Genomic DNA, 21437 nt, shown 5'->3' with positions numbered 1-21437 from the left:
GGCGGGTTGAAAGAAGAAACTTTTATTGAAACCCTTTCTCAGCCTCAAGAGTTTCAATGCCCCTCCTAGCTTGAGGCGTGTTGAAAGAATTGGAATATTTCAATGCTGGTTCTCAAAATCAGCTTAAAAAATAATGTTTGGATATAACAGTTCAAACATTACTGAATTTATTTATGGTGGGTTGAAAGGTAAGGCAGAGGTCTGCTATTAAAAAATGCCACATACATATAGCAGTGACATTTAATTTGTTAACATTGACATCAATCTGTTAACAGTGACAAATAATTAGTTAATGTACAGTACAAAAAGGCGGCACCCGGATTTGAACCGGGGGTGGAGGTTTTGCAGACCTCTGCCTTACCACTTGGCTATGCCGCCACAGCAAGATTCCCTGGACTACTTTGATGTTTCTAAGGTATCTTAGTAACCATTTTGTAGCCATAGAACGCTAGTTAAACCATGATAGCATAGGATTCTGAGGTAGAGATAGTGGGTTAACTGGATGTTTCTGGTAGTATTTAGGCGATCGCTAGAAAATCCTAATCACAGGTTGACATATAGCACAAACAACTCTTGGCAGATTGAATTATGAGTTATAACTCCCCACTCCTCAATTATTACACCTTCACTTCATCGGCAAAATTGCCCCAACGGAGAAAGTGAAATGGCCCGGCGATAGAACCCCACAGATGTTCATCGGTGTCTAAATCCCTTCCGCGGTCGAGGCTGAAAAATTCTTTAGCGTCAATTTCAAATTCGTTATCTAGATAAGTATTTTTGCCATCACGAACCACTATGCAACCTTTACCAGGTTCAACTTTGCCTTTAAAGCTATTACCTGTCCACTCTACAATCATGTTGCAACCTGACATTTTTTGCAATTGGTCAACAGACAACTCTTTGAGGCGTTCGGGTTGACGAGATGCACCGTAAAATTTTTGTTCTTCTTTAACGGTGTAGTGTTCAATAGCAATGTGGTTTTCTGCCGGAATCAACTTCATTACCCGCATCCGGTAAGGTTGATTGAGCATAAAGTCATAAGCTTGTTCGAGAAACAAACTTACGCCTGAGAACAATTCTAAGGGAAGGGGACGGATACACACGCGGATATGGGCATAAAAAGGCGGATTTTCAAAGGCTTGTTCTTGATTGCTAAAGTCAGCTGCCATCCAACGGGCTAGAGTTGCGATATCAGTAGAGTGAGTCATTAGAAGATGATTAACTAATTGCTTAAAAATTATCTAGGATTATTTTGACACTTTCTAGACTCAAAAATCCTGGTTACGATACCTTTGGTGGGCTTTGCCTACGCAATTTTTAAATTAGATATACGATGAATGCTCTAACTGGAGGAGAAAATCAGGATGCTTTAGTTGAATCGTAGAATAACCTTATGTAACTAATTCTAGGCAAAGTACCCATGCTCAGGCGCTTAATTGCGATCGCTACTGCCACTATACTTTTTAGTAGTTCCTTAACGCTGGCACAGACTAACAAACCCAAACCACCGGATAAATTTCCGCCCAATCCTCTAGAGATTACCACACCCGATCCACTGTCACCACGTTCGCCCAACGACAAACAGCCGTTAACTCTCCAAGAACAGCAAAAGTTAGAACCAGCGTTGGATGCGTTAAATCAAGAAGCGGCGGCGAAACTGCAAGCAGGTGAACAGGTAGCGGCGTTTGAAATTTGGAATCGAGAATTGCGTTTGCGGCGCTTTTTAGGTTCATTAGGAGAGGTGCAAGCATTATCACGAGTTGGCGCGATCGCTTGGCAGCAAAACGACGGACAAGAAGTACAATATATTACTGAACGATTGCAAACTATTCAAAAGCAGGCGCAATCTCAGAAAAAAACTGTCCCAATTGATCTAGAATTGTGGCGACCGCTAGGTGAAGCTTACAAAAATGTGCGATCGTCTAAACTAGCCATAGAAGCTTACAACCAAGTTTTGTTAGTGGTGCGAGAACAAAAACAGCAAACAGCAGTAGTAGAAACCCTCAAAACAATTGGAGAACTGCATTTGAGTTGGTTTGATTATCGCAAAGCTGCGCCAATCTACGAAGAATTGTTGAGTTTAGCTACATCTTTTGGCGATGGTGTAAATGAGGTTACATATCTGCAACGACTGGCTTATATTTACGAGCAGACCAACCAATCGCAGCAGTCATTGAATGTACTTAGCACACTAGCAGAAATTTACATCAATGCAAATGATCTTACTAAAATACCAGAATTAAAGCTAGCGATCGCTTCAGATTACGAATCTCTAGCGAAGAAAGATCCTAACTTACTGCTAGAAGCGTTTAAAAATTATCAAGAAGCTTACACTACTGCTTGGCAATTAAAGGAGTTTGTTCCTGCTGGTGAAGCTTTGCAGAAATTAATTGCGCTGTATCGTTCGCAAGGACAAACAGACGAGGCTTTGCAGGCTAGCCAAATTCTTGTGCAGACACAGGGGCAAGCTGCTAACTTTTACGGAATGATGGAAGCTTATGACCAAATTGGGCAATTGTATCTAGAACGCAAAGAATTTCCTCAAGCACTAACAGCTTTTCAAAAAGGGTTACAACTGGCGCAACAACTCAAACATCAAGAAGCATACTTTACTGGACAAATTGAAAAACTGTCGAAAGCAAATTAACTGTAATTTCTGCGATCGCTTAATATAAAAATACCCGTCACGCCTACCCACAAGGTGAAAAGCTATGTCAGAAACTACCCTAGCTGCACCAGATATTCAACTCCCACCCACCCAAGCAGAATTACCAGACGATGACGGTATTCCGATGGAAAGCGCACGACACAAAGCCCAGATGGATTTGCTGATAGATGCTTTGATACCTTGGTTGGAAGAACGAGAAGATGGTTTTATCGGCGGTAATATGTTCGTTTATTACAGTCTGGCGCAGGTGCGAAACAAAGACTTTAAAGGGCCAGACTTTTTTGCTGTCTTGGGAGTCCCGAAAGGAGAACGTCGCAGTTGGGTAGTTTGGGAAGAGGGGAAAGCACCAGATGTAGTTATTGAGTTGCTTTCTGACAGCACAGCCCAAGCAGACAAAAATGAGAAAAAGCTGATTTATCAAAATCAAATGCGTGTGCCAGAATATTTCTGGTATGACCCTTTTAACCCTAATGATTTGGCTGGTTTTTCTATTGAAAAAGGAGCTTATCAACCTATTGCATTCAATGCTCAAAATCAGTTAGTGAGTCAATCTTTAGGGTTAGCATTACAGTTGTGGCAGGGAAGTTATAAAGGTATTGATGCTACTTGGTTACGCTGGGCAAATTTGGCAGGAGAATTGCTGCCAACTCCTGAAGAAAAGGAACGCCAAAGGGCAGATAAAGTAGAATCGCAGTTATTACAAACTGCACGCAATTTACTTGAGTCTGGAATGACAGTAGAACAGGTAGCTAGGTTAATAGGTTTGAATGTATCTGAGATAGAAGCGTAGAACTCAGAAGATATAGTATTTGTATTGATGAGAGAAAAGCTTAGGCGTAGCCCGTCGTAGACATCGCTCAACCAAAGTAATCATACAAGCGATCGCTAATCAATATCACTCCTGTTCTAAAATCTTTTCTATATCTTGCCCCGCATAGAGAATCCAGACAACTTCAATACTTTCATCTCGCTCAAAGTAAAAAATTAAATATTTTTTAAATCCTTTAACAGCCCATTTACGTAAACCTTGTAAACGAAGATTATCCACAGGATAACGGCTACTCATTCCACGCATTCTTGCTAACTGTGCAAAAGTTTCTCTTACAGAGTCAAAAAATAAAAGTGCCGTGTCGGGGTTGTCTTGGGCAATATAAGCAAAATACTCATCAATATCTAAACTGGCTTTGGGTGTAATGACTATCCGCTTTGTTATTATTTCTCTTGATGCATCTGGTTAATCAAGTGTGTGCGTTTTTGCTGCCACCATTCATCATTAACTTCTACTGCTTCTCCACTTTCAAGTCCTGCAATTAAAAGTTCTTCTATATGTTCTTGCTTCTTGCGTTTTTGGTCTTGAGTAATTAATTCTTGCAGATATTCGCTAACTGAACCGTAGCCACTTTGAGCCACTTGTTCTTCAATAAAGGCTTTCATCGACTCAGGCAAGGAAATATTAATGTTACTCATAACCTTGGGAGTGAGGTTAAACTATTTTTTCCATCTTATCAAGGTTGTTAGGCGTTGTCTTTGCGGAAACGTTTAACGATCGCACCTTGGTTGATGAGAGAATAGCGATCTCCGTAGTTTCAAGTATCATATCCTGCCTTGACTATGTGTATCTTATTTACTTATTAACACACCGCTTTTGTTCTAAATTCCGTAACTGACTTAAAGAACCCATATTTTACTCAGCGTTACAGATTTTGCAGAGTTCAGCATTACTTTCTCTATATATTGCGTGTGATATCTAAGCTTTTTGAATTGAAACTAGTTGCCGTTACTAAACATCGCCACTAACATCGCGCTTTAAGTTACTAAAATGACGAGTTTAGTTAGCACCACTACGATTTTTGTTACAAACATCATAATTTTCGTTACAATCTTACGATTTTGCTAATAAAATAACGAGTTTAGTTAGCACCGCTACGATTTTTGTTACAAACATCATAATTTTCGTTACAATGTTACAAGTTTAGTCAGCACCACTACAATTTTCGTTACAAACATCATAGTTTTAGTGGATATTGCTGAGTCTATCGTTACATTAAACACCAAGTTTGTGGATTTTACTCAACCATAATTAAGCTTTAGTAAGGCAAGCTAGTTCTAGAACACAATAAAAAGAACATAATTATGCCTCGTCAAAAGCGTACATATCGCGCTCTAGAAAAAGCTGAATTGAGAATGTCCGGACTCAAAGCAATTGATCCGAGTATGGATTTTGGCGATGCTCGCAGCTTGCAAAATATTACACAAGTAATTCAGCAGTACCGTAGCAAAATAGAAGCTTATAATACTACTCTGGCTGTGATTGACTCTTACAAAAATGAGATGAGAGAGTTGGAAACAACTTTGAGCGACTTGACAGAAAAAATGCTTCTGGGAGTTGCCTTTAAATACGGCAAAGATAGTCATGAATATGAAATGGCGGGTGGTGTTCGCAAAAGCACTCGCGTCCGCAGAAGCTTAGTCAGCCGCTTAAAAACTGGTACAGAAGAAGTATCTACTAATAACACCCAAACCGTATAGTCTCATCATATCGTGTCAGGCAAATTACTTGTGATATGTCATTGCGAGTGCAACGAAGTGGAACGAAGCAATCGCAAGGCTTTTGGGATTGCTTCACTTCGTTTGCAATGACAATTATTTAAGCGGACATGATATCACTCAAGTTATTAGGGACTTCCAAATAAAAAAATATTCCAAAACTGACACAAAAATCCTCTTAATCTCTCCTCTCTCTGTGTTCTCTGCGCGGCAGTCGCTCATGGGGGAAACCCCAAGACCGCGCTGCCTTGTCTCTGTGGTTCGTTTTTTGGGATAATTTATTCCTTGGAAATCCCTTACAAAAGTCTTCGTTTTACAGTACTTTTCAACTAAATTCAGCAACGTTAAAATTTCACTTAGTTTGAAAGATATTTTGCACCATTTTTTTGTCTGCATTTGCTGCCGCCTTGTCCAACTCTGCAATCTCACCAGCGTCTAATTGCCAACCCAATGCACCAAGATTCTCCCTCGCTTGTTCAACGCTCTTTGCTCCAGGGATGGGAATAGTCCCTTTACAGATGCACCAATTAATTGCCACCTGTGACATAGTTTTATTTCTGAACTGTGCCACCTCTTGCAAACATCCCAAAAGCGATCGCATCCCTGGTAATATCTGCCTAAACAATAGACCTCGGATGCCTTTAGGCCAAGGGCCTTGCTCAGAGTATTTTCCTGTCAGTAGTCCCAAAGCTAGCGGGCTGTAGGCAATTAATTTAATTCCCAACTCATCACAAAAGTCTTTGAGCTTTAGTTGGGTGACAGGATATGTAGACGATAAAGAATATTGAACTTGCAGAGTACTAATCGGAACGCCTCGTTCAGCAAACTTTATCTGCACTTGCTTAAGCCGTTTCGGCCCATAATTGGATAGTCCCACTCCCTTTACCAGTCCTTGCTCATAGACATCGGCAAGACCATCTAACAACCCTTCTTCTTGCCAAAGAGCGTAGTTTGCTGTAGACCAATGCATCTGTACCAAATCTACATTCTTTCCCAACCGTTGAGCAGATGCTTTGCAAGCATTAACCATTGATTGGCGTGTCCATCTCCACGGGTAAGCAGCCAACTTAGTAGCAATACAAATATTTTCTTTACCTAAACCGACATATTGTCGATTAAATCGTCCCAAAAGTAATTCACTCCGACCATTCAATCTCCCAGTTCCGTAAGAATCACCTGTATCAAATAAAGTCACACCGTTGCTCACACAAAGGTCAAAAACGGCTTGCAACTGGTCATCCATACTTTCGTTATATCCCCACAGCAGTTGGTTGCCCCAGGCCCAAGTGCCGCAGCCCATGATTGGGAGGAAAAGTTTTTGGCGACTCTGCATCTTTGCTCCCTGTAAATTGCTTTATTAATTATCAGGCATATAGCAGGTATTAAGGCGCGAGTACCATGATTAGCAGGCAATGCGGAGAACCTTTAAGCACTCATGCAATTTTTAGGGGCGCAAAGTTCTTGCGCCCCTACAGCTTTCTTTGGGTTTATCTTATTAGAAAATTGCATTTATCCCCTCAGCATTCCCCAAAATAAGGGGCTTTTGCAAGGAAAAGAACGGAAAATTATTTTTTAAATCCTTGATTTTACCTTACGATAACATCAATAAGCTGACAATATTGAGAAAAAGCTTGCTCAACTCAGAACCTTGCCTACTAAGGCTTGTATTTTACAAGGTAAAGATTTTACGATTTGTGTGTACACCATAGCATACAAGGGGAGAGTGAAAAACTGCATTTTAAACGCTTAGAGAGTAATTTATGAATGAAAAAACAGTAAAAGTGATTGAAGCAAATTTATTGCCAAAAGGGGATTATGTTTCACCAGGATTTTCCACGATTCAACCAGATTTGTGTTTCCCAAATATAATTTTGGGAAATAAATATGATTCCTTTTGGTTATACTTGCGGCGAGATATCACTCATAACTGGTACGTGGATAAGCGACAGCAGGGTGTAGGATTTGTCAGCAGAGATGAAGCTCATATTTTATACAATACAGCCTTGAAATTTCGTGGTAAAAAAGCTTTAGAAATAGGTTGCTGGATGGGTTGGTCAGCTTGTCATTTAGCTCTGGGAGGAGTAAAGCTAGATGTAATCGATCCTATGTTATCTGAACAATTATTCAATGAAAGCGTCACAGACTCGTTGAAGTGGGCAGGCGTTAAAGAATCTGTGAATTTAATACCAGGATCTAGCCCTCAAAAAGTAGAGGAAATTGCAAATAAATTTCAACGTAAATGGTCATTGATATTTATAGATGGCAATCATGAAGCACCTGCTCCGCTCAATGATACAATTATCTGCGAACAACTTGCAGAAGCAGATGCTTTAATTTTATTTCATGATTTGGCTTCTCCCGATGTCGGTCAAGGCTTAGACTACTTAAAAGAGAAAGGATGGAACACAATGGTGTACCATACTATGCAAATTATGGGAGTTGCATGGCGAGGAAATGTTGAGCCTGTAATACATCAGCCTGATGCTAATATTGACTGGCGCTTACCTCCACATTTAAAAGATTATCCTGTTAGCGGTTCAATTCAAACCGTGAATAAAGATAAGTTTGGAGAAATTCTCAGAGCAGTTCGCCCATATACTTTATTGAGTGAAGCAAAGCTGTTCTCGCTTTATAGTCAGGCAAAACAAGTATATTCTTATCTTTTTTGGCTGCCAAAAATGTTAGTACAGGCGATCGCTAGAAGCAAACGTATTAAGTACGATTAGCTTTAACAATAGCAGTATTCGTTTATAGACATCTTGCAAAAGTAACAAATGCCAAGATGTTGGGAAAAGGTTAAAGGTAAAAGGGAAAGGGAAAATTCCATCCCTTTACCCCCGCCCCTTATCCCTAGACAGGGCCCCACCTTCCCCTTTTCCCCACTTCTGCAAGAAGTCTTATCTACCGCAAAATCTCGCTTCGTGAAAAAACTTGACGGCGAAATGCTTTTACAGTATATTTGTACTATAAAACTATCAAGTGTTGTATAAAACTTTAACACTCCCGACTACGCCAACAAAAGAGCAGAAAAGAAATGAAGCTATCTAAGGTAGACTTGAGCAGTTTAGTAGCGATCGCTCACTCTGACGGATATTTGCAGTTGTTGCTAGATCGAGGCAATGAACTGGAGTTTTTGGAAATTCCAGCGCCAATACAAGCTTACAAAGGATTGCAAGAACTGAACGAGGTAATCGCCGAAACGACTGCATTGCCTTTTGAAGCAGAACCAATTGTCATGCTACCAGTTATCTCCTCAATGGCTATGGCTGTAGGCTATGATCGCAACGAACACATTTTGCAAGTTGAATTTCAAAGTGGATCTGTTTATCAGTATTTAGGCGTAGACGAGGATACTTGGGAAGATTTACATTCTTCTGACTCAATAGGCAGCTTTTTCAATCAAGAGATTAAAGGTAGATATGATTGCGATCGTTTAGATAATGCAGATTGAGTAATAGCTGCATATAGTGCAAGAGGGGGAAAAGGGTAAAGGTTAAAGGGGAAGGGGATAATACACAATCTTTTCCCGACTTATCCAAGAAGTCTAGGGTTTTCAATAATTCTTGCGTTGTATAGGGTTTAGGTAAAAAGGCTGTATACTCTGCCGTTTGTTCAATTGGTACTTGCTCATTTGTTACCAGTCCACTAAGAGTACTCCAAGTAAAAAAATGCTCGATTGTCATTGCGAGCGAAGCGAAGCAATGACAAGGGCTGGGATTGCTTCGCTCGCAATGACGGGTTTTGGATCATTTATTTTTTGGAACACTCTAAACAGCAATAATCGGCAATAGCGGATTTCAGCAGATTGCAACTTGGTAAGGTACAGGTAATCATCGTAGGGGCACAACATGTTGTGCCCCTACCCATGTACTTCATTTACCTGAAATAGGCTGTATGTTTGCTCAAAAGTATTAACAAAATCAATTAAACATAGTCCAGCAATCCTTTGTTCAGAGACAATAGACAAAGCCTACATAATATCTACCCAGTTATGACGACTACACTTGCATCTGCTGTTAAACCAAGAGCCGAAGATAGTTTTAGCATTACCTTTGCACCATTATCTCTTGAAGAAATCTACACAAAGTCGGATGATCCAGCCAATGGTGCTGTAGTTGTAATGAGTGGCATGGTTCGCAATAAAACCGATGGTAAACCTGTAATTGCTCTAGAGTATCAAGCTTATGAACCAATGGCATTGCGGATATTTTATCAAATCGCTGCTGATATTCGCTTATCTATGTCTGATGTGAATAGAGTAGCGATTTATCATCGCATTGGACGTTTGCAAGTTGGGGAAATTAGCGTTTTAGTCGCTGTGGGTTGTCCTCATCGGCGTGAGGCGTTTGAAGCTTGCCAATATGCTATTGATACGCTCAAACACAATGCCCCTATATGGAAAAAAGAGCATTGGGAAGATGGTTCTAGCAGTTGGGTGAGTATTGGTGCTTGTGAAACATCAAAAGAAAATTGTTAAGATTCCAGAGACAATTGCCTACGCTCGTGTTTTGTCTAAAGCAAGCTAATACCAATTCTGTATGAAGATGCGCTTATGCTGCAAGAAATCAAGAACGTAGACGCATTAGCGTTCGCGTAGCGTCTCGCAGAGAAGGAGCGTCAGCGGCTTGCCGCAGGCTACCGCCAAGAGCGCCAAGTTACGCCTTCGCGTTGGCGAAACCTCTCGTAGAGAAGCGTCTCGAAGAGAAGAAATAAGAAATTAAGAGATTTGGCGCAACTTCACAAAGAAACGGTATAAGTTTTCAGATGCTCTAGTACTCTACCAACCCAAAATTGCTGCGTGAAGGTGGAAAAGTTTTTTCGTTTTGTCAAGTTTGTGGATATCTAGCATAGTTCCTTTGGTAGACTACTAGACTAAGAATAAAGTTTAGCTTCAAGGAGAAGAGGAAAAATTGAATCGGTTTTCTTGGGCTTGATTTAAAGAAACTTATATCAATCTCGTGCTAGATTACTAAAGCTTGGGGTTGGGAAACTTCGGTGAAATTCCGGGACTGTGCCGCAGCTGTGATGGGATTACCCAAGTCAGAATGCCAACTCTCAAGATGTCCTCAAGACACACTCACCGTCTACTCCCTGCGTTGCACGGGGAAGGAGTTCCAAGTTTGCTCTCTGAATTTGCCACTTGTCCTGGCTTGTTTTATGCTACACCCGCCGCCGATGGTATATTATCTCGCATTAGAATACCAGGTGGAATTATTAGTAGTCAGCAGTGCCGTGCGATCGCAGATATAGCAGAACAGCACGGTGGCGGCTATGTAGATGTGACTAATCGAGCTAATCTACAAGTCCGCGAAATCCGCACGGGGATAAATGCTGAGGTTCTGAAGTACTTACAAGATATGGGATTGGGTTCTTGCAATAGCGTTGTAGACCACATCCGTAATATTATGACCAGTCCAACTGCTGGTATCGACCCGCTAGAATTAATCGATACCCGCCCTTTTGTCCAAAATTGGGATGATTATATTGCTGCACATCCGGTGCTTTCGGGACTGTCGGCAAAATTTAGCGTTTGCTTTGATGGTGGTGGGATAATTCGGGTGTGCGATCGCTTGAATGATATCCTATTTGCTGCTGTATCATTTGACGGTAATATTTATTTCCGCCTCTATCTCAGTGTCGGTGCAAAGGGTCAACCGCCCAGCGATATGGGAATTTTGTTACCACCAGAAAAATGTTTGCCCGTCTTGGCAGCTTTGGCAGAGGTCTATCTAGCTCATAGTAATACTACAAGTAAGCGTCGGCTACGTCTATTAGAGTTATTGAATACTTTAGGTTGTGAAAATTATCTCCAAGAAGTTCAGCAGCGTCTACCTTTTTCTCTTTTATGCAGTGACCTAACCCCCCAACCCCCTTCCCTATTAGGGAAGGGGGGGGAATTCTCCCCTCTCCTTCTAAGAGAGGGGTTGGGGGAGCGGTCAGATGCTAAGTATCAGCATATTGGCATCCATCCCCAACGTCAGAAAGGCTTATTTTACATTGGTGTCGTCTTACCCCTTGGACGGTTGGAGAGTAACCAGATGCGGGGTTTAGCAGATTTAGCAACGAAATACGGTAGCGGCACTCTTCGGTTAACCCCCTGGCAAAATTTGCTGATAACAGATATTCCTCAGCAATGGGTTGCTGATGTCCAAACTGAAATTGCTTTCTTAGGATTAGATTCTTCAGCAACCAACATCAAGAGTGCATTAGTTGCCTGTTCTGGAAAAAAAGGTTGCGCCTCTTCTGCCACGGATACCAAAAGTCATGCCTTGGCATTAGCAAAGTATCTTGAAACTCGTGTTCCTCTGGATTGCCCTGTTAATATCCACTTTAGCGGCTGCGAAAAATCCTGCGCCCAGCATAGCAAGAGTGATATTACTCTGCTCGGTGTCAGCATTGAGGCCGACAATGGAACTGTGGAGGGCTATCACGTTTATGTTGGTGACAGCAAGGAGAAATTCGGACGTGAACTATATCAAAATGTAACTTTTGCCGAGCTATCGGCATTAATAGAGCGGATGCTATATGTATATAAAATTCAACGTTTAAATTCTAATGAGTCCTTTGGGGAATTTGCTAATCGATATGCAGAAAAATTGAACCACAGAGGCACAGAGAACACGGAGAAATAAGAGTTTGAGAGGTATTTTGCATAAATCCTTTAATAAATACTTAGAAATCTGCTTCTCTTCCTCTGTGTTCTCTGCGCCTCTGCGGTTAATTAACAAATCAATCCAAAATCTAAAATCCCAAATCGAATGCCCGACTATATCCGAGATGCCAACGAAATTTACCGCAATTCTTTTGCAATCATCAGGTCAGAAGCGAACCTAGATGTGCTGCCACCAGATGTAGCAAAAGTTGCTGTGCGTCTCATTCATGCCTGTGGAATGACGGATATTGTCACTGACTTGGGATATTCACCAACAGCAGTGCAATCTGCAAGGGCAGCACTAGCAGGAGGAGCGCCAATTCTGTGCGATTGCCGGATGGTTGCTGATGGCGTTACCAGGCGGCGGTTATCTGCAAATAATCAAGTTATCTGTACCCTCAACGAGCCGGAAGTGCCAGAAATTGCCCAGCGTCTGGGTACTACAAGGTCGGCAGCAGCTTTAGAATTATGGCGATCGCACCTTGAAGAATCGGTGATTGCAATCGGTAATGCGCCCACAGCACTATTCCGGCTGTTAGAAATGCTCAATGAAGGAGTGCCGAAACCTGCTATTATCTTAGGCTTTCCAGTGGGGTTTGTCGGTGCAGCCGAATCGAAAGCAGCACTGGCAGCAGACAGCAGGAATGTACCATTTTTAACCTTACATGGTCGGCGCGGTGGGAGTGCGATCGCAGCCGCAGCAGTTAACGCCCTGGCAACGGAGGAAGAATGAATATGGAAACCAAAGGTCGTCTTTATGGAATTGGTGTCGGCCCAGGCGATCCCGAACTATTGACTCTCAAAGCACTGCGGTTATTACGTGCGGCTCCTGTGGTAGCCTATCAATCAGCCACAGATAAAGAAAGTATTGCTAGAGCGATCGTGGCGCAGTATCTACCGGGTAATCAAATCGAGGTATTATTTCACCTCCCCCGCGCTTTGGAACCAGAAAAGGCAAAGTCTATTTATGATAAAGAAATTGAACCAATCGCCGACCATTTAGCGGCGGGTCGAGATGTCGTAGTGCTATGTGAGGGCGATCCATTTTTCTATGGTTCGTTCATGTACCTGTTCACGCGGTTATGTGACCAGTATGAAACAGAAGTTGTCCCCGGGGTTTCCTCGCTGATGGCTTGTCCGGTAGCATTGGGTGTACCTTTCACCTACTATACCGATATTCTCACAGTCTTACCCGCACCATTGCCAGCAGAAGAACTGACTACACATCTGCTGATGACCGACGCAGCAGCAATTATGAAGCTAGGTCGTCACTTTACCAAAGTACGAGATATCCTGCATAAATTAGGGCTAGCATCACGGGCAAGATATATTGAGCGGGCATCAACATCACAGCAACGCATCATACCCCTGGATGAAGTTGATCCAGATGAAGTACCCTATTTCTCGATGATTGTGATTCCAACTAAGAATCGACTATAAACCTGTCAAAAGAGGCAAGGGGCGCTTTTCTGGGGGAAAAACTGAGACGGAGTTTTTACTCTGCCCTAGTTCAAGCGAATAAAAATCCAGACGCTTGCAAGAAACCGGAATCGTTTTTCATTGCTTTAGCTTCATTCTAAGAATCCTCAAGGGCAAGCAAGAGAACTATCATCTAAGATCGTTGTACAATCTTGCAAACTTAGAAATGAAAAGGAAGAACAGAGAGATTGTTAACTCATCATTTAGACTTTACCATAAAGAAATACTTCAAGAAAAGTTGATGGCTTCTAATAGCACCTTCACTGCTGATACGATCGCTGCTGGCTTTCATGCCCTGTCTGACCCCCTACGGATTAAGGTATTAGAACTTCTGCGTTCTCAGGAATTATGCGTGTGTGACTTATGCGACCACCTGGGAACCACTCAGTCTAAACTGTCTTTTCACCTCAAAACCTTGAAAGAAGCTGGCTTAGTTCGCGCTCGTCAAGAAGGACGCTGGATTTACTACAGCCTCAATCTGCCGCAATTTGTTGCCTTAGAACAGTATTTAGCAGAATTCCGCCGCTTTAGCCCAATATTGCCTATTCGTCCTCCCTGCGAAACTTAAAAATTGGCGTTGCAGAACGGTGGGATGAATTGAGAGAAGCAGGGGAGGCAGGGGATGCACAGGAAGCAGGGGGAGAATTTTGGAAGTTCCTAAATCATCCTGCAACTATGCAACGCCTAAAAATCCATCAATTTTTTTTGTAATGTTTTTTTTACTTCTAGTTATATACGGATTGACAAATCAATTTTTTTTGAAATGATAGAGATATACTCTTGATATAACTCACAGGGGTGGGGTCAATGAACACAACAACAAAGGAATTGGCTCTTGCACTCGGAATGTTGGCTTTAACGACCAGTTGTACAGCAGCATCCAACACATCTACTCAAACTCAGCAGTCACCTTCTGTAACTCAGGTAAGAGATTCTGGTAATGCAATAGCAACAATTAAAATTGATGGTTCCAGCACGGTCTATCCCATTACAGAGGCGATGCCTGCGGCGGTCTACGCCTACGCTAAAGATTATCAAGTTGAGCCAAAAAATCGGGTGCAGGTTGCAGTTAACATTTCTGGTACTACTGACGGATTTGAAAAATTCTGTGCTGGAGAAACAGATATTAGCAACGCTTCCCGACCGATTATGAAGGCAGAGATGGAAGCTTGTTATCTACGTTAATTTTCGGGATAACCAAAACAAGGGATTAGTAAACAAATTTGTCGAATTTTACATTGATAAAGCACCAACAATAGCAAATGCTGTGGGCTATATACCTTTACCAAATGAAAGCAAACACCTCAATTACGTTCACTTGCATCAAGGCAAAGTGGGAACAGTATTTGAAGGCAAAGCAGAGATGAACTTGACAATTGGTGAGTTATTACGGAAAGAAGGCAAGTTTTAGCGATTTCTTTTATTTTTAGGTTTATTCCAATGAGTCAGAATTCACAAGGTAGTACAGCCCGGATACAAGCAGGAAGCAATCTAAGTTTTTTTGAGAAATATCTCACCGTTTGGGTATTTTTGTGTATCTTTGTCGGAATTGCACTAGGTAGATTGTTTCCAGGGATAGCGGTAGGTCTTGATGCAATGAGTGTGTATCAAGTGTCTATTCCCATCGCGGTATGTTTGTTTTTCATGATGTATCCAATCATGGTGAAGATTGATTTCACACAAGCAGCAAATGCTATCCGCGCCCCAAAACCCGTTGTTCTCACCTTGGTAGTGAACTGGTTGATTAAACCATTCACGATGGTAATATTTGCTCAATTTTTCTTAGGATGGTTATTTCGTCCTTTGATTACTGGAACTGAGATCATTGGCGGTAGCGAAGTAGCACTGGCAAATTCTTATATTGCTGGTACTATCTTACTAGGAATTGCTCCTTGTACAGCAATGGTACTGTTGTGGGGATATCTTTCCTATGGCAACCAGGGACATACCTTAATAATGGTCGCAGTAAATTCTCTGGCGATGCTGTTCTTATACGCACCATTGGGTAGATGGTTATTAGCGGCGAATGATTTAACCGTGCCTTGGCAAACTATTGTTTTGTCAGTAGTAATTTATGTTGGGTTTCCCTTAGTGGCGGGAATGTACAGCCGTTACTGGATTTTTAAATACAAAGGTACAGAGTGGTTTGAAAGACGATTCTTAAAGTATTTGACTCCAGTTTCAATTACTGCTCTATTGCTAACTTTGGTACTACTATTTGCATTCAAGGGCGAATTAATTGTTAAAAATCCCTTGCATATCTTATTAATTGCCGTACCACTATTTATCCAAACTAATTTCATTTTCTTGATTAGTTATGTAGCAGCATTGAAGATGAATTTATCCTACGAAGATGCCGCACCCGCAGCATTAATTGGAGCAAGTAATCATTTTGAAGTTGCTATTGCGACTGCTGTGATGCTATTTGGCTTAAATTCAGGTGCAGCACTGGCTACAGTGGTAGGGGTTTTAATTGAAGTGCCAGTGATGTTGATGCTGGTTGAGCTTTGTAAACGCACAGCAGCTTGGTTTCCACGGGAACCGGAAAAAGCTACATTGCAAGATCCGCGCTGTTTTGGTGTCTTAAAATGACCACAATCTTTGACTCTAAAGATTGCGTAATCAAAGTAATACCTAATTTTCATTGATAGAACTGCTTCTACTAAGCACAGTACGGCAAAAATGCGATCGCGAATTACAAATTTTTCGTAACACCCGAATCTCGCAGCTTATAAATTTAACGACATTATTAGGGGAATTGAACCATGAAACGAGTGATGTTTGTTTGCAAAAAGAATTCTGCGCGTTCTCAAATGGCAGAAGGCTTTGCCAAAACCCTTGGTAAGGGAAAAATTGAAGTGATTAGCTCTGGTTTAGAAGCAAGCCAGGTTAGACCAGAAGCGATCGCAACCATGAAAGAAATTGGTATCAATATTACCAATCAATGCTCCAAACCCCTAAGTGATTTCCAAGCGCAAGACTTTGATGTAGTGATTTCTTTGTGTGGCTGTGGCGTGAATTTGCCGCCAGAGTGGGTTGTGCGAGAAGTATTTGAAGACTGGCAGTTAGACGATCCAGCAGAACAACCAGAAATTTTTCCTAGAGTCCGCGATGAGGTTAAAGAACGGGTAACTCAATTGATTGAGTCGGTGAATAAAGAATTTACACCTGCTCCATAAAGATTGCAACGTCAAATTATAGTACTGAGATTAAACTAAGGCTCGAACCAATGGAGCAAGAAACAATTCAACCAATTTCACAAAACCTGTGGTGGGTGATTCCAGGGAAACTGGCAGGTGTTCGTAAGCCAATGGCTGAAGAGTTAACAGAGTTACAGGCTAATGGTGTAGGTGCGATCGCCTCCGTTATGGATGACCCCTCTAACCTAGATTTGTATCAAAAAGCAAACATTCCTCATCTCTGGTTGCCAATCAAAGGTGGCACTGCACCCAGCCTAGAGCAGCTTCAGGAATTACAAAACTTTATTGACATTCAAAAAGGCATTGGCAACGCTGTTGCAGTTCATTGCACCAGTGGGAGGCGACGAACGGGAACGATACTGGCTTCTTACCTAATTTACACTGGCTCTTCTTATAACGACGCAATACAGAAAATCCAACACGCAAATCCTGATGTTGAATTGCGAGAAGCCCAAAGTACCTTTTTGCGAGAGTTGGAGGAGAATAAGAAATTATCATGACGACATTTGACCATCCCCCCAGAATTTTGTTTTTATATGGCTCTCTGCGTGAGCGTTCTTATAGCCGCCTCTTGGCAGAGGAAGCAGCACGCATCATTGAAGAATTTGGCGCAGAGGTAAAGTTTTTCGATCCCCGTGAGCTGCCGATTTACGGCAGCGTACCTGATAGCCACCCAAAGGTGCAGGAGTTGCGCCAATTAAGCTTGTGGTCAGAAGGGCAGGTTTGGTCTAGCCCAGAACTGCACGGTCAGATTTCTGGCATTATGAAAAACCAAATTGATTGGATTCCGCTCAGTATTGGAGCCGTTCGCCCGACTCAAGGGAGAACTTTAGCTGTCATGCAAGTAAGCGGCGGATCTCAGTCTTTCAACGCTGTCAACACATTAAGAATTCTTGGACGCTGGATGCGGATGTTCACTATCCCCAATCAATCTTCAGTAGCTAAAGCATACGAGGAGTTTAACGAAGACGGGACTATGAAAGATTCGCCCTACCGCGATCGCGTTGTCGATGTCATGGAAGAACTTTACAAATTTACCTTGCTATTGCGTGACAAAGTTGATTATCTCACAGACCGCTACAGTGAACGTAAAGAAAAAGCTACTAAAGAGACAATCAAAATAGCTTCTCAAGCTCTTGAAGTTAACTCTAATATGGTTCAAACCAACCTGCCGAATGTGGGTTGATATCAGGCTTGATTAGCGAAAATCCAGAATAGAATAACCTCCTGGCAGATTTAACCAGGAGAGTTCAAAAAATTGATTCATTTTTACAAGCGTTGTAGCAGGCTCAAACCGTGAGTATCAGTACCACAAGTATTGAAAAGAAAGTATTCATCAGCCAACTTTTGTACTTGTTCTGATTCCACTACGCTGGGTTTCCAGGGGTTAGGGTTGTTGTAGGCATAAAAAGTTTCCACACCATCAATACCCTTTTGGGACGCAGCTGGAATTAAGTCAAAAAGCGATCGCTTGTAACGAGCCGGATGAGCCAAAACGGCCAATCCCCCAGCTTCATGAATAGCAGCAATCACGTTACTTGCCTGATATTCTTGCCCTGTAGTCGGCCTTCTGTGGAGATAAGGCTTGATGCTAGGGTGGTCTGGTGTAAAAGCGTAAGCCAAAATGTGAACTTCTATATTCAAAAGGTTAGCATTGATTTCCACGCCACTCCATAGGTGAGGAGTGCTTGCACCAGGATTACTCCACTTCCAATCTTCCAACCAAGCAAGGGCCGCTTGATAGCCGATAATACCATGATGGTCGGTGATCGCTAGCCCTTTTAGACCAATAGCCATCGCCTGCTCCATCAATGCACTAGGCTGCAACCTCCCATCTGAGAAGACGGTGTGCATATGAAAGTTGAATAACCTTGGACAACTATGTGCATCAATGTTTTTGAATACTTGCTTCAAAAGTTCTGCCGAAGCAGTAGTACGGGCCAAATTTACAGCCATAACTCCCTCTGAACAAAAATATATATTCTCAACACACTAAAACGCCACATCTACAGATAAGAAAGATTCAGCACTAATAATTAGTATTGATTGCTACTTTCTCAGCTTTCTCAGCAAATTTTTCAATATGTTAAGACTACGTTAGCAAATCTTAATCTCAGTGGTCATGGGTATTTCAGACTACTTTAAATTTAAGTGGTAACAAATATTGCATCCAAATTTTCATAAATACACTTATAGCATCTATGGCAAATGACTTACATAATAAAGGCTTAGTAGAGCGATAATCTCTAATAAGCCGGAAATGCAACTCTATATTGTGTGTAAAACTTATTCTTTATCTCAGTAGTTATAGCTTTTATCTAAGTAATAACAACTTTAGCAATCACATCAATAAGAAAATCTTCTGGGTCTATAATAGCTCCAAAAAAACTGGCGATGTCTACGACGGGCTATGCCTACGCTTACGGCTAATTATACGCCTCGCGCAATCCCAAAAGAATCTCCCTTCAGGGTGACTCCAAGGGGTTCTATTACCACCTCGCGGGTCAGGGATGCTTCAACTCTTCCGGCAATCACAGCCGTAAGCTTATGTTCTCTTGCAAGTCTGACAATTTTCTCTGCATCCTGCTCCGACTCTGTATAGAATGCAAATCCTGCACCGTAATTGAACACAGAAAGCATCGTCTCGGCCCCGCCCTCAAGATGACCCTCAACAAACGTAAATATTTCCGGTACTGGAAGCATCGTTTCGATGACATACCGGAGCGGTTTCACTGACCGCATCAGCTTTTGCCAGCCATGACCAGTGATATTCTCCATCGCAGTTGGACGAATACCTTCGCCAAGTACCGCCTGAACAAGCGGCGTGTAGAGATATGATGCAACATTCATCGCTTCCCAAAACTCCTGCCCACTTGCAAGTTTTGTTCTATACCCATCAGGAAGGGACTCAGCGAGCTTTCGCAGTGGGGTAAAGCCGTTCTCATGAGGCCCCGAACTCTCAATGAGAACAATAGTATTTCCGGCATTCAGACGTGAGCTATCAATAGGAGCGACACCAGTCGGCATTACCCCAAAAACCGAGCCTGCGATGTCGAGCCGACCGGGAATCATCTTAGTTTTTAGTTGAGGAGTTTCCCCTGAGAGATAAACACACCCGACTCGTTTACACCCCTCAACGACTCCATCCAGAAACCCATCAAGGAAAGCGGGAGTAAAAATTGTTTCAGGAGTACTCGACGGCAGATAAAGACCAAGAAGTATAGTCTGCATACCGGAAGTTGCGGCATCATTCGTAAGACACGAAATGATCTTGATACCAATGTTCCACCAGAATCGTCGAAGCTCTTCTTCACAGAGGTCATCAGGCCGGGTATCGTCTGCGGTGCCCAGTCCTTCGGGTACAAGCGTCATAGAAAGTTCTCTAGCCCCCGCCTCTACAAAGGGGGCGAGGTTGAAGCTGAAAGCGTTAGCGCTGGCTCCAAGACCCGACGCGGGCACAATGCCATAAGCGCTTGCAAAGCCAAGTGTGCGTTTTGCAGCTTCGATGAAGCGTCGTTTTGCGGCATCGAGAGTATCATAATCGACTTGATCGAGAGCTTGAGACATCAGGTTGCGTTTTAAGTTAAAAGTGAGGAGTTAGGAGTTAAGAAAACTCATAACTCCTAACTCCTCACTTTAAAATACCTCATCTTCAATACCACGCCACCATTCCCCCAAATTCATTAAGTCTTGGTAAATATCTTCTAATTCTTTAATATAAACATCGTTTGTAAGGGTAGCTCGACGCTCTTGCAATTTTTGGAGGCGTAGTTGTACCAATACCCAAGGTTTAGTGATGCTATTCGTCGCTTCGATATATTGAGCTAGTTCTGTACTATCCATATATTTTGATTTTAATCTTATTACTTTTAAGATACAGGAAAGAGGAGAAATCCTGCCCTTAGCAAGAACTACTGCCATTCAAACAAGCAAGAGTTGAACTTACCCTGCCAAATCTCAGATTTGGTGACTTGCAATTAATCAAGGTTGAAGCCTTTATCAGAATGGCATTCTTTTGATCTTAGTCAAAACTGCCTCCTTCTATTTCACAAATCTAGGAAAAAGCTTCTTATAATCAGTTCAAAACTGCCAATTAACGCTGTGTGCAACTTTTACACAAACCTAACTCCCCAGTCCCTTTTCCTATTAGGGAATAAAGAGAATTCAAATCCTCTCCCGTACAAGGAAAGAGAAATGGCAGTGTCAGAATATTAAGTTGCACATTGCGTCAATTGATTAAGCTTTAGCCAAGTTTTCAGCAGCAAAGTCCCAGTTTACCAAGTTTTCTAGAAAATTCTTGATGAATGCTGGACGGGCGTTTCTATAGTCAATGTAGTAGGCATGTTCCCAAACATCCAAGGTTAGGAGTGCTTTCTTACCATGAGCTAGAGGGTTTTCTGCATTTGGTGTTTTGATCACCTTCAGCGTACCACCATCATCAATCAACCAAGACCAGCCACTGCCGAATTGAGTTGCGGCCGCGTTCGAGAATTCTTCCTTGAATTTGTCGAAGCTACCAAAATCTTTATCAATTCTGGTTGCGAGATCACCAGTGGGTGCGCCGCCACCTGCTGGTTTCAAGGAATTCCAAAAGAAGGTGTGGTTCCAAACTTGGGCAGCGTTGTTGAAGATTCCCGCTTTAGAGGAGTCGTTGAAGGAAGTTTTGATCACCTCTTCCAGAGACTTATTCGCAAGTTCTGTACCTTCAGTGAGCTTGTTGAGGTTGTCTACATAAGCTTTGTGATGCTTACCATAGTGATACTCAAAAGTTTCAGCTTTCATGCCATGTGGCTCTAGAGCATTAATATCGAAAGGTAGTGGGTCTTGTACAAATGCCATCGTGTCAAATCCTCTCTTTACCGGTTTCCAGTTTTAAGCTATTGCAGAAGCT

At 42.1% G+C, this 21437-nt stretch carries 22 protein-coding genes, 1 tRNA gene, 1 pseudogene and 1 riboswitch; of the genes and pseudogenes, 15 read left to right on the top strand and 9 right to left on the bottom strand.

The window, feature by feature from the left end; genetic code table 11:
- Positions 1–307: 307 nt before the first annotated feature.
- Both H6G97_RS15725 and H6G97_RS15720 read right to left on the bottom strand, forming a co-directional pair.
- Positions 308–378, bottom strand: a tRNA-Cys gene (locus tag H6G97_RS15725).
- 239 nt (positions 379–617) lie between these two features.
- Positions 618–1208, bottom strand: coding sequence for a chromophore lyase CpcT/CpeT (locus H6G97_RS15720; protein ID WP_190941684.1), 591 nt, complete (start codon positions 1206–1208; stop codon positions 618–620).
- 212 nt (positions 1209–1420) lie between these two features.
- On the opposite strand from H6G97_RS15720, the gene H6G97_RS15715 reads away from it, so the two are divergent.
- Both H6G97_RS15715 and H6G97_RS15710 read left to right on the top strand, forming a co-directional pair.
- A complete protein-coding gene (locus H6G97_RS15715) occupies positions 1421–2647 on the top strand; it encodes a tetratricopeptide repeat protein (RefSeq protein WP_190941683.1) in 1227 nt (408 codons plus the stop codon).
- Positions 2648–2711: 64 nt separating this feature from the next.
- Positions 2712–3458: a Uma2 family endonuclease gene (locus H6G97_RS15710; protein WP_190941682.1), complete on the top strand. Its 747-nt coding sequence runs from the start codon at positions 2712–2714 to the stop codon at positions 3456–3458.
- 105 nt (positions 3459–3563) lie between these two features.
- Here H6G97_RS15710 and H6G97_RS15705 read toward each other — a convergent pair whose 3' ends face one another.
- Both H6G97_RS15705 and H6G97_RS15700 read right to left on the bottom strand, forming a co-directional pair.
- The gene (locus H6G97_RS15705; protein WP_338421724.1) at positions 3564–3863 is read right to left on the bottom strand and encodes a type II toxin-antitoxin system RelE/ParE family toxin; all 300 of its coding nucleotides are present in this window, start codon (positions 3861–3863) and stop codon (positions 3564–3566) included.
- 17 nt (positions 3864–3880) lie between these two features.
- Positions 3881–4135, bottom strand: coding sequence for a type II toxin-antitoxin system ParD family antitoxin (locus H6G97_RS15700; protein WP_190941681.1), 255 nt, complete (start codon positions 4133–4135; stop codon positions 3881–3883).
- Positions 4136–4801: 666 nt separating this feature from the next.
- On the opposite strand from H6G97_RS15700, the gene H6G97_RS15695 reads away from it, so the two are divergent.
- Positions 4802–5197, top strand: coding sequence for a hypothetical protein (locus H6G97_RS15695; protein WP_190941680.1), 396 nt, complete (start codon positions 4802–4804; stop codon positions 5195–5197).
- Between the two features lie 370 nt (positions 5198–5567).
- Here H6G97_RS15695 and H6G97_RS15690 read toward each other — a convergent pair whose 3' ends face one another.
- Entirely contained in the window at positions 5568–6548 is a 981-nt protein-coding gene (locus H6G97_RS15690; protein ID WP_190941679.1) for an aldo/keto reductase, read from the bottom strand.
- A 427-nt stretch (positions 6549–6975) separates the two neighbouring features.
- Between H6G97_RS15690 and H6G97_RS15685 the strand changes: the two genes are divergently transcribed.
- The 12 genes and pseudogenes from H6G97_RS15685 to arsH all read left to right on the top strand — a co-directional run bounded on the left by H6G97_RS15685 (position 6976) and on the right by arsH (position 17732).
- Positions 6976–7941 carry a class I SAM-dependent methyltransferase gene (locus tag H6G97_RS15685; RefSeq protein ID WP_190941678.1) on the top strand — a complete coding sequence of 322 codons (966 nt, stop codon included), beginning with the start codon at positions 6976–6978 and terminating at the stop codon, positions 7939–7941.
- Between the two features lie 308 nt (positions 7942–8249).
- Entirely contained in the window at positions 8250–8666 is a 417-nt protein-coding gene (locus tag H6G97_RS15680; protein ID WP_190941677.1) for a KTSC domain-containing protein, read from the top strand.
- 540 nt (positions 8667–9206) lie between these two features.
- Complete coding sequence (locus H6G97_RS15675; protein ID WP_190941676.1) at positions 9207–9692, top strand: molybdenum cofactor biosynthesis protein MoaE; 486 nt, start codon at positions 9207–9209, stop codon at positions 9690–9692.
- Between the two features lie 499 nt (positions 9693–10191).
- Positions 10192–10274, top strand: a riboswitch (adenosylcobalamin-variant (AdoCbl-variant) riboswitch).
- Positions 10261–11847 carry a precorrin-3B synthase gene (cobG, locus tag H6G97_RS15670; protein WP_190941675.1) on the top strand — a complete coding sequence of 529 codons (1587 nt, stop codon included), beginning with the start codon at positions 10261–10263 and terminating at the stop codon, positions 11845–11847. Its footprint overlaps the riboswitch before it by 14 nt.
- Positions 11848–11973: 126 nt before the next feature.
- Positions 11974–12600 (top strand): precorrin-8X methylmutase, encoded by a 627-nt coding sequence (locus H6G97_RS15665; RefSeq protein ID WP_190941674.1) that lies wholly within the window; start codon positions 11974–11976, stop codon positions 12598–12600.
- 2 nt (positions 12601–12602) lie between these two features.
- The gene (locus H6G97_RS15660; RefSeq protein WP_190941673.1) at positions 12603–13307 is read left to right on the top strand and encodes a precorrin-2 C(20)-methyltransferase; all 705 of its coding nucleotides are present in this window, start codon (positions 12603–12605) and stop codon (positions 13305–13307) included.
- A gap of 280 nt (positions 13308–13587) precedes the next feature.
- Positions 13588–13914 (top strand): ArsR/SmtB family transcription factor, encoded by a 327-nt coding sequence (locus H6G97_RS15655; RefSeq protein ID WP_190941692.1) that lies wholly within the window; start codon positions 13588–13590, stop codon positions 13912–13914.
- 239 nt (positions 13915–14153) lie between these two features.
- A pseudogene (locus tag H6G97_RS15650) lies at positions 14154–14757 on the top strand (substrate-binding domain-containing protein).
- Between the two features lie 29 nt (positions 14758–14786).
- A complete protein-coding gene (gene arsB / locus H6G97_RS15645; protein ID WP_190941672.1) occupies positions 14787–15938 on the top strand; it encodes an ACR3 family arsenite efflux transporter in 1152 nt (383 codons plus the stop codon).
- 173 nt (positions 15939–16111) lie between these two features.
- Positions 16112–16525 carry an arsenate reductase, glutathione/glutaredoxin type gene (arsC, locus tag H6G97_RS15640; RefSeq protein ID WP_190941671.1) on the top strand — a complete coding sequence of 138 codons (414 nt, stop codon included), beginning with the start codon at positions 16112–16114 and terminating at the stop codon, positions 16523–16525.
- A 50-nt stretch (positions 16526–16575) separates the two neighbouring features.
- Positions 16576–17046, top strand: a complete 471-nt coding sequence (locus H6G97_RS15635) for a phosphatase domain-containing putative toxin (protein ID WP_190941670.1) — start codon at positions 16576–16578, stop codon at positions 17044–17046.
- Positions 17043–17732 (top strand): arsenical resistance protein ArsH, encoded by a 690-nt coding sequence (gene arsH, locus H6G97_RS15630; protein ID WP_190941669.1) that lies wholly within the window; start codon positions 17043–17045, stop codon positions 17730–17732. The genes H6G97_RS15635 and arsH overlap by 4 nt, the downstream gene beginning before the upstream one ends.
- An 83-nt stretch (positions 17733–17815) precedes the next feature.
- Here arsH and H6G97_RS15625 read toward each other — a convergent pair whose 3' ends face one another.
- The 4 genes from H6G97_RS15625 to sodB form a co-directional block, all read right to left on the bottom strand.
- Positions 17816–18502, bottom strand: a complete 687-nt coding sequence (locus H6G97_RS15625) for a PHP domain-containing protein (protein WP_190941668.1) — start codon at positions 18500–18502, stop codon at positions 17816–17818.
- 474 nt (positions 18503–18976) lie between these two features.
- A complete protein-coding gene (locus H6G97_RS15620) occupies positions 18977–19918 on the bottom strand; it encodes an AIR synthase related protein (protein ID WP_338421723.1) in 942 nt (313 codons plus the stop codon).
- A gap of 264 nt (positions 19919–20182) precedes the next feature.
- Positions 20183–20389, bottom strand: a complete 207-nt coding sequence (locus tag H6G97_RS15615) for a hypothetical protein (RefSeq protein ID WP_190941666.1) — start codon at positions 20387–20389, stop codon at positions 20183–20185.
- A 393-nt stretch (positions 20390–20782) separates the two neighbouring features.
- Positions 20783–21385: a superoxide dismutase [Fe] gene (sodB, locus tag H6G97_RS15610; protein WP_190941665.1), complete on the bottom strand. Its 603-nt coding sequence runs from the start codon at positions 21383–21385 to the stop codon at positions 20783–20785.
- Between the last annotated feature and the right edge of the window lie 52 nt (positions 21386–21437).

The organism is Nostoc flagelliforme FACHB-838, from assembly GCF_014698065.1.
Lineage (GTDB): Bacteria > Cyanobacteriota > Cyanobacteriia > Cyanobacteriales > Nostocaceae > Nostoc > Nostoc flagelliforme_B.
Note: the sequence above shows the minus strand (reverse complement) of the source record. Positions and strands in the feature narration are given on the sequence as shown.